The organism is Microbispora triticiradicis (assembly GCF_005864065.1).
GTDB classification, from domain to species: domain Bacteria; phylum Actinomycetota; class Actinomycetes; order Streptosporangiales; family Streptosporangiaceae; genus Microbispora; species Microbispora triticiradicis.
Genome location: NZ_VANP01000010.1, coordinates 235783 through 249018 on the forward strand (window position 1 = coordinate 235783; position 13236 = coordinate 249018).

10 protein-coding genes are annotated in these 13236 nt (G+C 70.7%); 3 read left to right on the plus strand and 7 right to left on the minus strand.

Annotated elements, in window-relative coordinates:
- Positions 1-32: 32 nt before the first annotated feature.
- The 3 genes from FED44_RS25150 to FED44_RS25160 form a co-directional block, all read right to left on the minus strand.
- Entirely contained in the window at positions 33-2423 is a 2391-nt protein-coding gene (locus FED44_RS25150; protein WP_138462255.1) for a family 43 glycosylhydrolase, read from the minus strand.
- A 42-nt stretch (positions 2424-2465) separates the two neighbouring features.
- On the minus strand, positions 2466-5387 hold the full coding sequence (locus FED44_RS25155; protein WP_138462256.1) for a family 43 glycosylhydrolase: 2922 nt from the start codon (positions 5385-5387) through the stop codon (positions 2466-2468).
- A 113-nt stretch (positions 5388-5500) separates the two neighbouring features.
- Complete coding sequence (locus FED44_RS25160) at positions 5501-6427, minus strand: helix-turn-helix domain-containing protein (protein ID WP_138462257.1); 927 nt, start codon at positions 6425-6427, stop codon at positions 5501-5503.
- A gap of 96 nt (positions 6428-6523) precedes the next feature.
- Between FED44_RS25160 and FED44_RS25165 the strand changes: the two genes are divergently transcribed.
- From FED44_RS25165 to FED44_RS25175, 3 genes are all read left to right on the plus strand, one after another.
- Positions 6524-7345, plus strand: a complete 822-nt coding sequence (locus FED44_RS25165; protein WP_138462258.1) for an SAM-dependent methyltransferase — start codon at positions 6524-6526, stop codon at positions 7343-7345.
- A 3-nt stretch (positions 7346-7348) separates the two neighbouring features.
- Entirely contained in the window at positions 7349-8245 is an 897-nt protein-coding gene (locus tag FED44_RS25170) for a LysR family transcriptional regulator (RefSeq protein ID WP_111699848.1), read from the plus strand.
- A gap of 453 nt (positions 8246-8698) precedes the next feature.
- The gene (locus FED44_RS25175) at positions 8699-9136 is read left to right on the plus strand and encodes a DoxX family protein (protein WP_244302245.1); all 438 of its coding nucleotides are present in this window, start codon (positions 8699-8701) and stop codon (positions 9134-9136) included.
- A 24-nt stretch (positions 9137-9160) separates the two neighbouring features.
- Here the strand turns inward: FED44_RS25175 and atzF are convergent, their stop codons facing one another.
- Genes atzF through FED44_RS25195 form a run of 4 tightly spaced genes read right to left on the minus strand, consistent with a single transcriptional unit; the run spans position 9161 to position 13231 of the window.
- Positions 9161-10846, minus strand: a complete 1686-nt coding sequence (gene atzF / locus FED44_RS25180) for an allophanate hydrolase (RefSeq protein WP_138462259.1) — start codon at positions 10844-10846, stop codon at positions 9161-9163.
- Positions 10843-11547 carry a biuret amidohydrolase gene (gene biuH / locus FED44_RS25185; RefSeq protein ID WP_165900594.1) on the minus strand — a complete coding sequence of 235 codons (705 nt, stop codon included), beginning with the start codon at positions 11545-11547 and terminating at the stop codon, positions 10843-10845. The genes atzF and biuH overlap by 4 nt, the downstream gene beginning before the upstream one ends.
- Positions 11544-12065, minus strand: coding sequence for a cysteine hydrolase family protein (locus FED44_RS25190; RefSeq protein WP_138462260.1), 522 nt, complete (start codon positions 12063-12065; stop codon positions 11544-11546). The genes biuH and FED44_RS25190 overlap by 4 nt, the downstream gene beginning before the upstream one ends.
- A gap of 11 nt (positions 12066-12076) precedes the next feature.
- Complete coding sequence (locus FED44_RS25195) at positions 12077-13231, minus strand: BMP family ABC transporter substrate-binding protein (protein WP_111699844.1); 1155 nt, start codon at positions 13229-13231, stop codon at positions 12077-12079.
- Between the last annotated feature and the right edge of the window lie 5 nt (positions 13232-13236).

The window sequence follows — 13236 nt, forward strand, 5'->3', positions numbered from 1 at the left end:
CTCCGATTTATGAGGGGGCGGGGCCGGGGCGGTCAGCGGCAGTCGGCCGCGGTGTAGGCGGCGTCGTAGGACGTCGTGACCTGCTTGCCGCCGATCGTCGCGGTCCCGGCCACGGTCGCCTTGCCCGCGCCGATCTGCCCGGCCCGAGTGTTGAAGGACTGGTAGGCCTGCTTGCCCGGGGCCACGTCGGCCACGGTCTTGGAGCCGTACGGGGTGGTCAGCGTCACCGTCGCCGGCGCGTCGCCGTCGTTCACGGCCGTGACCGCCAGGTACACCGAGGTGCCGATGCAGCGGGAGGAGGCGGTGACGGTGAGCTTGACCTCCGGCGAGGACTGCTCCGCCTCGAAGGCCCAGGAGTCGATCTCGAAGAGGTCCGCGCCCTCGGGCCCGGCGTAGGTGAAGTACACGTCGTGCACGCCCTTGACCCCGTCGAGCTTGGCGGAGAGCCTCGTCCACTCGCCGAGCGGAGCGTCGACGGGGATGGTCGCCACCACGGGCGAGTTGCGGCCGTCGAGACGGACCTCGATCCTGCCGCCCGCGGCCAGCGGCCGCACCTTCGCGGTGACGCCGGTGGCGCCGGCCGTGCCGAAGTCGACCTTGGCGAGCGACGTCCAGTCGCCGTTGTCGACGTCGTACACCGCGAGGTTCGGCGCCTGCGCGCCGAACTCCTCCGACCCGCCGTCGATCTTCTTGGTCGCGATGCCCTGCTGCCACGCGATCGTCTCGGCCTCGACGACCCGGTACGGATCGAGGTTGCGGATCTGCTCGACGCCCTTGTAGTCGCCCCTCACCTCCTTGATCGTGCCGTCGGCGTTGAAGTCGAGCTTGGCGAGGTGCGGGCTGCGGAAGCCCTGGGTGGCGCCGCCCGTGATGCGGCTGTTGAGCGTCTGGGCGTGGTAGGTGAAGTAGTACTGGCCGTTGAGCTGGAACACCGACTGGTGGTTGTTGCCACCGGCGCCGAAGTAGGTGCCGGGGTTCTTGAAGATGATCCCCTTGTACGTCTCGGGGGTCCAGGGGCCCATCGGGCTGTCGGCCATGAGATAGGCGATCGCCCCGGTCGGCGGGCCGTTGGGGTCGACCGTGCCGCCGAACCCGAAGTTCGACGAGTACGAGTAGTAGTACTTGCCGGCGCGCTTGAACAGGTGGCCGGCCTCGAACACGAGCGGCGCGTCGATGACCTCCGCCGAGCCCTTCGTGCTGATCATGTCGTCGCCGAGCTTGATCACACGCGTGGACTTCGGGTGGTTGGTGTTCTCGGCGCTGCGCGTCCCGTCGTCGCCGCCACCGCCGAAGACGAGGTAGCCCTGGCCGTCGTCGTCGATGAACACGCCGGGGTCGAACAGCCAGTTGATGCCGTTGGACGCGCCCGGCGTCGCGCTCGTGATGAGCAGGTTGCCACGCTCGTCGTGCCACGGACCCACCGGCGAGTCGCCGACGATGACGCCGGAGCCGCCGCCGTTGTTGGCGAAGTAGAGGAAGAACTTCTCCTTGCCGCCGACGACCTTGCTCTCCATGGCCGGGGCCCACGAGTTGTTCGCGTAGCGGGCGACCCCGTTAGGGCCGGCGACGGGGATCTCGCCGTGGTCGACCCAGTTCATGAGGTCGTCGGACGAGATGACCGTGATCGTGTTGATGCTGGCGTAGGTGTTCGTCGAAGAGACCCCGGTGGGGCCCGGCTTGTACTCCTGCGTGTCGTTGGTCATGTAGATGTACACGCGGCCGTCGTGGACGAAGGCGTTGCCGTCCGCCCCGAACTTGTGCGAGATGAGCGGGTTGCCCTCGCCCGGGTTCTTGCCGAGCGCCTCGATGGTCGTCGAGGGGGTGAACTCCGAGACCGACACGTCGTCGACCTTGAAGTCCATGAGGTGCGTGTCCGGAGCGGACGAGGGATTCGACGTCCAGGGCGTCTCGAGGAAGAGCCGCGCGGTCGTGACGCTCTGCCCCGCCGGGATCGTGAACGTGCCCTGGATGAGCCCCCACTGCCCGCGGGCCACGGTCACCGTGCCGACGTTCGTGTACGTCGAGCCGCCGTAGTGCATGGTGGCGAAGAACTGCTTGGTCGCCGGGCTGTTGGGGTTCTCGTACTTCACCCGGGCCGTGATCGCGTACGTCTTCCCGGCCTGCACCTTGCCGGACAGGTCCTGCATCGGGCCGGATCCGGTCGTCTTCCGGTTCGTGACGAGCACAGCGCCCGAACCGGCGTAGGCGTCCGTCGTGGGCGACAGCGTGGCGCCGTCCGTCGAGTTCCCGTTGTTGACGAACCAGCTGCTGAGGCCGTCCTCGAACCCGCCGTTCACGATGATGTTCTGGCCTGCGGCCTGCACCGGCCCTGTCGTCGCGGCGACCGCCGTCGCCAGCAGGGCGCCGGTCACGGCCGCGGCGGCGACCCGTCGCAGGGCCGACTTTCTGACGCGCTTCAACACGAATATTCTCCTTGACCTCGGACTTTGCGGGGAGATGTGGGGTCAGCGGCAGTCGGCCGCGGGGTAGGCGGCGTCGTAGGACGTCGTGACCTGCCTGCCACCGATCGTCGCGGTCCCGGCCACGGTCGCCTTGCCGGCGCCGATCTGCCCGGCCCGGGTGTTGAAGGACTGGTAGGCCTGCTTGCCCGGGGCCACGTCGGCCACGGTCTTGGAGCCGTACGGGGTGGTCAGCGTCACCGTCGCCGGCACATCGGAGTCGTTGACGGCCGTGACCGCCAGGTACACCGAGGTGCCGATGCAGCGGGAGGCGGCGGTGACGGTCAGCTTGACCTCCGGCGAGGCGGCCTTGAGCGTGCCGAGCCGGGCGAGCTGGTAGCTGAGCGCCCGCTCGGGCGCGTCGATCTGGTTCTGGGTGCCGAACTGCCCGGCCCGCGCCGCCTTGGCGTCGGCGAGCGCGGCCTGCGTCGCGGACCAGGCGTCCGCGGGGTAGTCGCGCTTGTCGAGCGTCTCCGCGTACGCGACGGCCGCGTCGAGGGCGCTCGTGTCGAGCGGCTTGTTCTGCGCGGTCAGCGTGTCGCTGAGCTTGTAGTAGTCGAAGTCGACGTGGCCGCCGGTCTCCTTCGTCGCGTAGTCGAACAGGCCGACCCGGTGCCCCATGAAGTGCGAGAGGCTGCCGTCCAGCGCCTGCGGGCCGACGCGGCCGCCCAGCTGGGTCCACTTCAGCCCGTCCAGGCTGTAGTAGAACGTCGTCCACAGCTGTCCGGCCGGTGAGGCGAAGTCGAGGTCCGCCTTCACGTACACCTGGCTCGCGTCTCCGAGCGGAACCGTCGTGCCCGGCACGAAGTTCTCGATCGCCGCCTGGTCGATGTCGACCGCGAACGGCTGCCCCCGGTTGACGACGCCGAGCGTGTTCTGGCCGTCGGCGCGCTTGACCGCGATGTAGGAGAACCCGCGGTTGTAGGCGGCCAGGCCCGCGACGTCGCCGTTCTTCATGGCGGAGACGTCCATCCTGGTCTCGACGGACTGCCGGGGCCCGAACGTCCGCTGCGAGAGCGTGTTCCGCGCCTCCTCGAACCAGGTCAGCTCGTCCCGGTTGGAGAGCTTGGTGTAGACGTACTTGCCGGTGACCACTTTGCCGGTCGTCAGCCGCAGCCATCCGTCGCGATCGGTGAGCGACCAGTACCGGTTGTCGGGGGCGTGGTTCCACTCCCACACCGGGGCCAGGCGCGACCCGTTGGGGGTGATCTCCTCCTTGGCGGGGTACTCGGTCGTCACCGGCTGCCCGACGACGGAGACGTCGTCGATCAGGTACTCCACGCTCGACGACGCCGGCTGCGGGTTGCCCCACGGCGTCTCCACCGCGAACTTGAAGTTGTCCACGTTCGCCGTCGTGGGAACGGTGTACTGGCCCGTCACCGTCGTCCACTGGCCCATCGGAACGTTCCCGGACGCCATCGTCTGGACGCCGGTGCCCCAGTCGGCCACGAGGTTGAACCGGATGCTGCTCGGCCCCGACGTGTACCTGACCTTCGCCGACACGGTGTAGGTCACACCGCGCTGCACCTTCCCGTTCAGGTACTGGTTCGGACCGGAGCCGTTGAGCGTGCGGGTGCTCACCTTCAGCGCCGCCGAGCCCGCCGCCGGGCCGGTCGTGTCGCGGCTGATCGTCGCGCCGTACTGCGTGCCCCACGGCGAGACCGCGTCGGACTCGAACCCGGGGTTCTGCAGCAGCTCGACGCCGATGAGCGAGGGGTCGTACGCGGGCGGCTGCGGGATCGTCCAGTCCTCGTCCATGTACGCCTTGTGCGGGGCGTCGTTGGCGAAGTCGTCGGAGGCGACGATGCTCTTCTGCTGCTCGAGCCGCTCCTCCTCCGGGCTCAGCGTGATCGGCTTGGCGAACGCGCCGCCCACCGGCACGACCCCGTTGTTCCCGAAGACCGGCCAGCCGTCCTGCCACGTCGCCGGGATGAGCGCCGGGGTGCGCCCGATCGGGAAGTTGTCGCGGAAGAACATGCCGTACCAGTCGGTGCCGCCTCCGTCGCGCGAGATCGGCACGAGGCTGCCCTGGGCGAAGCCGTTGGAGTTGAGCACGCCGCGGGCCTCGTAGGTGTTCGTGCCGTCCACCGAGGTGTAGCGCCCGAGCAGGTCCTTGGAGCGGAACATGACGACCTGGCGTCCCTGGCCGGACGGCCAGGTGATGATCACCACGTAGTAGTAGCCGTTGATGTGGAAGACCTGGGCGCCCTCGAACAGGCCGCCGATGAACGGCTTGCCGGCGTAGTCGCTCGCCGCGAAGATGCTCGGAAAATCCTTGTCAATGCCCGACATGTCGGACTTGAGGCGCACGGCACTCGTGCTGCCGGAGCCGTAGAAGATGTACGCCGTGCCGTCGTCGTCGAAGAACAGCGAGGGGTCGTGCAGCCCGCGGCCGAGGGGCGTGCGCTTCCACTTGCCGTTCTCGACGTCGTCGGTGCTGTAGAGGTAGGCGCCGCCGAGGTTGTTGGTGTTGAAGACGGCGTAGAACCTGCCGTCGTGGTAGCGGAGGGACGACGCCCACTGGCCCTGGCCGTACGAGTTCTGCCCGTTGCGCAGCGAGAACGCGTCGCCGATGTCGGCCCGGTCGAACACGTAGTTGACGATCTCCCAGTTCACGAGATCGTACGACTTCATGACGGGCGCGCCCGGGCTCAGGTGCATCGTGGTGCTGATCATGTAGTAGACGTCCCGGTGCTCCTTGTTCTCGGCGGCCGGGACGCGCTCCACGCTGATGTCCGGCACGTCCGAGTTGAGGATCGGCACGGTGTAGGTGCCGTCGCCCTTGTCGGTCGAGGTGTACGACGGCTTGGGCGACCACGCGTTGTCGGCGGCGGCCACGCCACCCGTGGACACGAGGCCGGCGCAGAGGAGCGCGCCGGCCGTCGCGATCGCGGTTCTGCGCGGTGAGGGGCGGGGGGATACGGACATGGGGGGTCTCCAGTCATGGATATGACGCGCCCGTTAATATTGTTTGCGCTAACATGTCCTGTCAAGGCTCCCCGACGTCCACTTTGTCGGTAATGTTTGCGCTCACATCATGGTCAGGCCCCCGGGTGCGCGCGGAGTGCGTCCAGAAGCCAGGCGAAGTCGTCCGCGTGGGACGGCTTGGGCTCCCGGCCGTTGATCACCGCCATCAGGCGCCGGTACCGATCGGCCTCGGCGTACAGGCCGGCCTCGATCCGCTCCCGCACGGCCGCCCGGCCGGCGGCGTCCATGTCGCCGAGCAGGCGGGTGACGACCTCCGCGGCCTCCGGTGAATCGGGGCTCACACCGTCCTCCCGGGCCTGCCCCGCGAGCCAGACGACCTTCTTGGCGAACCAGGCGAAGGCCCCCGGCTCCTGTCCGGCCCGCCCTCGGCTGTTGTGCTCCACCATGTCGCGCATGCGCCGCCGGAAGTCCGGGTCGCGTACGAGCTCGGCCAGTTCCACCCAGGCGTCCACCTGCTCGGGCGTGGGGTCGTCGGGGAGGTCGACCCGGGTGTGCCCCATCCGGTTCCTGAGTTCCGGATCGGCGTCCAGGCCGCCGAAGACCTCGTCCACGAAGTCCTCGACGATGCTCCGCCGCTCCTCCGCGGACAGCCGTGCCATGTCGTTCAACAGTTTCATCTCCTCCGTGTTCATCTCTTCCGTGCCGGACCGTCGTCTCGCGACGGTGCTGAGCACCGCGCGCCGGATCCGCAGGGTGCGGATCTGCGCGTCCAGTGCGTCCACATGGACGGCGGCGACATCCGCCAGGGTGACCTTCCGCTCCAGCACCCGCCGAATGTCGCCGAGGCCGAGGCCGAGGTCCCGCAGGGTCCGGACGAGCTCCAGCCGTGCCACGGCGCCGGCGTCGTAGAGCCGGTAGCCTCCCTCGCTCCGTCCCGCCGGCGGCAGCACTCCCACGTCCGACCAGTAGCGGATCGTCCGCGCCGGCATGCCGGTGCGGCGGGAGAGCCGTCCGACGGTGAACAGCCCTTCATCGTCCATGGCGACGAGTGTCACCCTGACAGCGGCTGGAAACTCAAGCCGTCCGTCTCTCGGGTTCGCCGTGGACCGGCACTAGGGTTGTGCACGGGAGGTCGGATGAGCGCAGGCTTGGTGGACGGTCCCGGCGACGAGGGCCGTCCCAGGCTCGACACGAGCGTGCCGCACGCGGCACGCGTCTGGAACTACTTCCTCGGGGGCAAGGACCACTTCCCGGCGGACCGGGAACTCGGCGACCAGCTCATGCGGGCGTATCCCGGCATCGAGGACATCGCCCGGCAGTCGCGGAGTTTCCTCGGCCGGGCCGTGCGGTATCTCGCGGGCGAGGTGGGCGTCCGGCAGTTCCTCGACATCGGCACCGGCCTGCCGACCGCCGCCAACACCCACGAGGTCGCCCAGCGGGTGGCGCCGGAGTCGCGGATCGTGTACGTCGACAACGACCCGCTGGTGCTGGTGCACGCCCACGCCCTGCTGACCAGCACTCCGCCCGGGATGACCGCCTACATCGAGGCCGACGTGCGCGACCCCGGCACGATCCTGGAGGCGGCGGCGAAGACGCTCGACCTGGCCGAGCCGGTGGGGCTCATGCTGCTCGGGGTCATGGGTCAGGTCCTCGACGACGAGGAGGCGTACGGGCTCGTGCGCTATCTGATGGACGCCCTCCCGTCCGGCAGTCACCTCGTGTTCGAGGACGGCACGAAGGTCGTCGCGCCCGAGGCGGCGGACGAGGCCGAGCGCATCCGCGCCGAGGCGGGCGACCCCTATCGTCTGCGCACGCCCGAGCAGATCACCCGTTTCTTCGACGGTCTCACGCTGCTGGAGCCGGGGGTGGTGTCGGTGTCCCGATGGCGGCCCGGGCCCAGCCAGTTCGGCGAGGCGCCGGAGGTCGACGCGATGTGCGGGGTCGGCCGCAAGCCCTGACCCGTGGACCCCGGCCCGCCACTGCGTGACATCGGCTGCTTCGCCCTCGTCGCCCGGCATCTCAGCTTCTCCCGCGCCGCCGCCGAGATGGGCGTCTCCCAGCCCGCCGCGAGTCAGGCCGTCGGGCGGCTGGAGCGTGTGCTCGGGGTCCGCCTGTTCGAGCGGACCAGCCGCGAGGTGCGGCTGACCCCCGCCGGGAAGACGCTGCTGCCGTACGCCGAGACGTTGCTGGAGTCCGCGGCGGCCTTCTCGGCCGAGGCGCGGCGGCTGGCCGCACCGGCGGGCGCCGGCGTCCGGCTGGCCTATCCCCCGCTGGTGGGTGGTCTCGCGGCGCGAGTGGCCCTCCGGATGGCCCGCCGCGATCCCCCGGCCGAGGTGGAACTGCGTCCCGCCGGGCGCGCCGCCTCCCTCGCGGCCGTCTCCGCCGGTGAGGTGACCGCCGCGATCCTGGCGAGCCCCTTTCCCCGTGACCTGACCACGGCCGCCCGGTTCCATGTGCCCGTCAGTCACCTGGCCGTGCCCGCCGGGGACCCGCTCGCGGCCCTGCCCCGGCTGCAGCCCGAACGGCTCGCCCGGCACCGGGTGCTCGTCCCCCGTGAACGCCCTCCCGGCGGCGTCTGGGCGCGGCTCGCCGCTCGCGTCGGGCCCCACCGGCAGCACGTGGTGGCCGGCGAGATCGACGACTTCGCCGCCGCGCTCGACCTGGTCGCGGCGGGCGTCGGCCTGCTCCCGACTCCCTCTCTGCTCGTCGCGTCCGTCCGCAGGGACGACGTCGCCTTCGTCCCGCTCGACGCGGGCGATCTACGGCTGACGTACGCCCTCGCATGGCGGGGCGAACGAGTGTCGGCGGGCCTGATGGCACTGGTGCAGACCGTGCAGGAGTGTCTCTGGACGCGATAGCGCACGACCCGATCGGAAAGTTTCACGCGGCCCGAATGGTCACTGAAACCAAAATCCGATGGGTGGACGGAGCACTACCAGGCATTATCCCGCATAGCGCCGCCACGGCACCCCTAAGCATTACTTGAACACTTGACTACCGGCCTCCGCACCAGCAATCTAAGACCAGCGCGGTCCGCTGTCCGTTCGGCGCCGAACAGTGACATCGGGCTCGTCGCAGTCCATGGACGCATGAGCGACACCACCAGCGACGCTGCTGGGATAAAGGTGTTGACCTGCACTTTCGGGGTCTGCACCCCTACCTGCGCGCGGCTTCCCACAGCCGGGCGTCGAATCCGCCGACAATGTGAAGCTCGGAACGCCGTAATTCTGCACGGTTTATACAGTCCTGAGCCAAACTTTCGTCGGCCGGTGCTCTCATTCTTATTTTTCACCACAAAGAAGGTGGTCTCCGTGAAAATCGGTCAGATCAGCGGGCCGGTGCTCTCGCTCTTCCGGGTCGTGACCGGGCTGCTGTTCGTCTGCCACGGCGTGTCGTCGATCTTCGGGGTCCTGGGCGGCATCGACGGGAAGGGTCAGGTCCTGCCGACCGGCTCGTGGCCGGGCTGGTGGGGGGCGGCCATCCAGCTGGTCTTCGGCACGCTCGTCCTCCTCGGGCTGTTCACCCGCGTCAGCGCGGTGCTCTGCTCCGGCTCGATGGCCTACGCCTACTTCACCGTCCACGCCCCGCAGGATCTCTTCCCGCTTCTCAACGGCGGCGAGGCCGCGGCCATGTTCTGCTGGTCGTTCTTCCTCATCGCCGTCTTCGGCCCCGGCTCCTGGGCGCTGGACACGTTGATCCACCGGATGCGGCGCCGCGATGTCGAGGCGTACGCGCCCGCGGCGGCGTAGGCGTGACCGCCTCGCGGCCGGGCGCTACGCGCGTCCGGCCGCGAGGTAGGCGGGCCAGCTGCCCAGCCCGGTGATGTCCCTGGCCGACCCCACCGCGTACGACTCGCACAGGAAGCCCTGGACCCGGCGGCCGTCGGAGAGCTCCACCGTGCCGAGGCCCAGCGGACTGGGGACGGTCACGAGCAACTCCCCCAGTGCGGCCGGGGTGATCTCGTGCAACTCGACCTCGACGGAGGAGCCGCCCTCCTCCCTGACCAGGCCGGGCCTGTCGCCGAGGTCGTAGAGCCGGTAGCAGGGGGCCGTCCGGGCGACGGCGGCGAACCTCGCGCCGAGCGCCACCAGGTGCGGGTGCAGCGGCTGGCCCACCCGATGGGCTCCGACCACCGCCAGCGGGACGGTCCGGCCCGCCGGCGCCGGGTCCGCCTCGGCCTTCTCGGCCATCTCGTCCTTCTCACCCAGGAAGTCCGCGCCCAGGGCGGCCAGGAAGTCGTCGGACCCCGCCGGAGCCAGGAAGGTGACGCCGTGCGGCCGGCCCGCCAGGGTGAGCCCGGCGGGCACGGCGACCGCGGCGAGGTCCAGCAGGTTCGCGAACGTGGTGTAGTGGCCGAGGATCGTGTTGCGGCCGACGGGGTCCTCGGCCATCTCCGCCAGCGTGAACGTCGTGGGCACGGTCGGCACGGCCAGCGCGTCGATCCGGGTCCACACGGGCGCGGTGACGGACCGCAGCTCCCGCAGGCGGTGCAGCCCCCCGAACACCTCGGCCCCGCTGATCGCGCGGCCGCTCTCCAGCACCCGCCGGGTCACCGGGTGCAGGTCGCGCGCGTGCCGGGCGGCGAAGTCGCCCACGCCCGCGAGCCGCTCGGCCACCCACGGCCCTTCGTAGAGCAGTCTCCCCGCCGCGAGGAACGGCGTCAGGTCGACCGGCACGATCTCGTGACCCAGGCCCGCCAGCCGCTCGGTCACCGCCGTGAACGCCTCCGCCGCGGCACCGTCCCCGAAGAACTCCGGCGAACGCGGGACGCCGATCCGGGCGGACGGGCCGCCGCCGGGCCTTCGGGGTGTCGGCGTGCGCGACCACGGGTCGCCGGGGTGCGGCCCGGCGATCACCCGCAGGACCGCCGTCGCGTCCGCGACCGTGCGCGCGAACACGCTGGGGCAGTCGAGCGACCTGCAGGCGGGCACGACGCCGAGGGTGGGCACCAGGCCGCGGGACGGCTTGAGCCCCACCGTCCCGGTGAGCGCGGCCGGCACCCGGCCCGACCCCGCCGTGTCGGTGCCGATCGCGAACGGCACGAGCCCCGCCGCGACCGCCACGGCCGACCCGGACGACGAGCCGCCCGAGATGAGCCCCGGCACCAGCGGCGACTCACAGGCGCCGTAGGGCGTGCGCGTCCCGGACAGGCCGGTGGCGAACTGGTCGAGGTTCGTCTTGCCGACGAGCAGCGCCCCCGCCGCCACCAGGCGGTCCACGAGCGGGGCGCTGCGCGCGGGCCGGTAGGCGAAGGCCGGGCAGGCCGCCGTCGTCGGCAACCCGGCCACGTCGACGTTGTCCTTGACGGCGAACGGCACGCCGTACAGCGGGAGCGCGGGATCGAGCCCGTCCAGGTCGCGCAGCACGTCGGCCTCCCGGCGGAGGCTGATCCAGACGCCGTCGTCCCCGCGTTCGCGGATCCTCCGGTACGTGCCCGCGACGATCTCGGCGGGGGTCACAGAGCCTCGGCAGGCGAGACGAGGAGCGACGCGAGGAGCGCGGCGGACGGGGCGACCGCGCCGAAGACGCCGCCCTGCATGGTGACCATCTTCAGGGCCGCCTCGTAGTTGCCCTTGTCGGTCGCGCCCGTGCAGTCGGACAGCAGCAGGCACTCGTAGCCCCGGTCGTTGGCCTCGCGCATGGTCGTGTGCACGCAGACGTCGGTGGTGATCCCGGTCAGCACGAGATGGGTGATCCCGCGCGTCCGCAGCAGCAGGTCGAGGTCGGTGGCGTAGAACGCGCCCTTCCCCGGCTTGTCCACCACGAGTTCGCCCTCGACGGGCGCGACCTCGGGGACGATCTCCCAGCCGGGCTCGCCGCGCACGAGGATCCGCCCGCAGGGCCCCGCCGTGCCGATCCCCGCGCCGATCCGCCGCGACCGCCACAGCTTGTTGGGCGGGCAGTCGGCGAGGTCGGGCCGGTGTCCCTCGCGGGTGTGCACGACCAGGAGGCCGCGTTCGCGACAGGCGTCGAGCACCCGCGCCGTGGGCTCCAGGCCGGCCCTGGTGAGCGACAGGTCGTAGCCCATCATGTCCACGTAGCCGCCCGGCCCGCAGAAGTCCACCTGCCAGTCGACGCAGATCAGGGCGGTGGTGGCGGGATCGAGCCCACCGTCGTACGGCCAGGCGTACGGCTCCGCCTCGACAACCGGAAATATCATGACAGCTCCCTGATGAGGGCGGCGCTCGATCCGACCGCGCCGAAGATCCCGCCGGACATTTCGATCATGGAGAGGGCGGCCCCGGCCAGCGTGGGGTCGGCGGCGGCGCAGGCGTCCGCCACCAGCAGGCACTCGTACCCCCGGTCGTTGGCCGACCGCATCGTCGAGTGGACGCCGAGTTCCAGGCAGCAGCCGGTGAGCGCCAGCAGGTCGCGCCCGGCCGCCCTGAGCAGGTCGTCGAGGCCGCTGCCGTGGAACCCGTCCCACCCCGCCGCCGCGACGTCGCAGTCCGGAGCCTTAATCGGTAGTGCCACCGGAGGCCCGGCGGGGCGCAGCGGCGGGCGGACCCCCACCCGGACCACCAGGCCGCCCGCGCCGCGCACCGTCTCCTCCAGGCTGGGCGTCCCCCCAGCCATCCCCCCTCTGGCGGCGCGGTCCGGGCAGGCCACGGCGAGCAGAGCGAGCCGGGACGGGTCCAGACGCCCGTGCCAGGGCCAGGGATACGGGGTGGTGGTCATGACTGAGGACCTCACGACTTCGGCAGGCTTCCGACGACGCCCTCCACGAAGTAGTCGATCTTCTCGATGGTCTCGTAGTCAGGCACGGTGCCCTCGGGGACGCGGACCTTGCCCTCCTGGTCGCGCACCGGCCCGGCGAAGGGCGAGGAGTTCCTGAGCCTCTCCTTCGCGGCGTCGACCAGCTTCTTCGTCTCCTCGTCCACGCCCGGCCCGTACGGCGACTGCACGAAGGGGTTGTCGCCGGTCTTGTAGCCGACCCGGAAGTTCGCGTTGTACTTCGAGCCGGTGAACGTGCCGGCCAGGGCCGTGCGGACGATGTCGGAGTAGAGCGGTCCCCAGTTCCACTGCGACCCGGTCAGCCAGCCCTTCGGGGCGATGCCGGAGGCGTCGGCGTGGTAGCCGACGGTCATCGCGCCGGCCGCCTCCGTCGCCTTGATGACGGTCGCGGTGCAGTCCTGGTGCTGGGTGATCACGTCGACGCCCTGCTTGAGGAGGTTCGCCGCCGCCTCGGCCTGCTTCGCCGGGTCGCACCAGCTCGACGTGCTCACCGCGTACGTCTTCACGGTGGGGTTCACCGACCGGGCGCCGAGTTCGAAGGCGTCGATGTTGTCGATGGTCTGGCTGATCGGGAACGCGTAGACGTATCCGAGTTTGCCGGTCTTCGTCGCCTTGCCCGCCGCGATGCCCGCGAGGTACACGGGCTCGTACACGGTGCCGAAGAACGTGCCCGCGTTCGGCGGGGTGGTCCCGGTGATGAGGTTGCCCTGCTGGACGACCACGACGTCGGGGTGCTCGGCGGCCACCTTGAGCGCGGCGTCCAGGTGTCCGTACGACGTGGCGAAGATGATCCGGGCGCCCTTGGCGATCATGCTGTTCATGACGCGGGCGGCGTTGTCGTCCTCGGGCACGTTCTCCGCGGTGATCACCTTCAGCTGCGGGAACACCTTGGCCACCTCCTGGCTGCCCTGGTAGGCGGCCTGGTTGTAGCCGTAGTCGTCCTTCGGGCCGACGAAGACGAACCCGACGGCGGGCGAGTCCTTGCCGGGCGCGGCGCCGCCCGGGGCGGCGGGCGCGGCGGTCCCGGCGGTGTTGGCGGAGCAGGCGGTCGTGAGGGTGGAGAGGACGGCGAGGGCGGTGAGGGCCGCCCCGGCGATGATCGTGCGCATGGGGT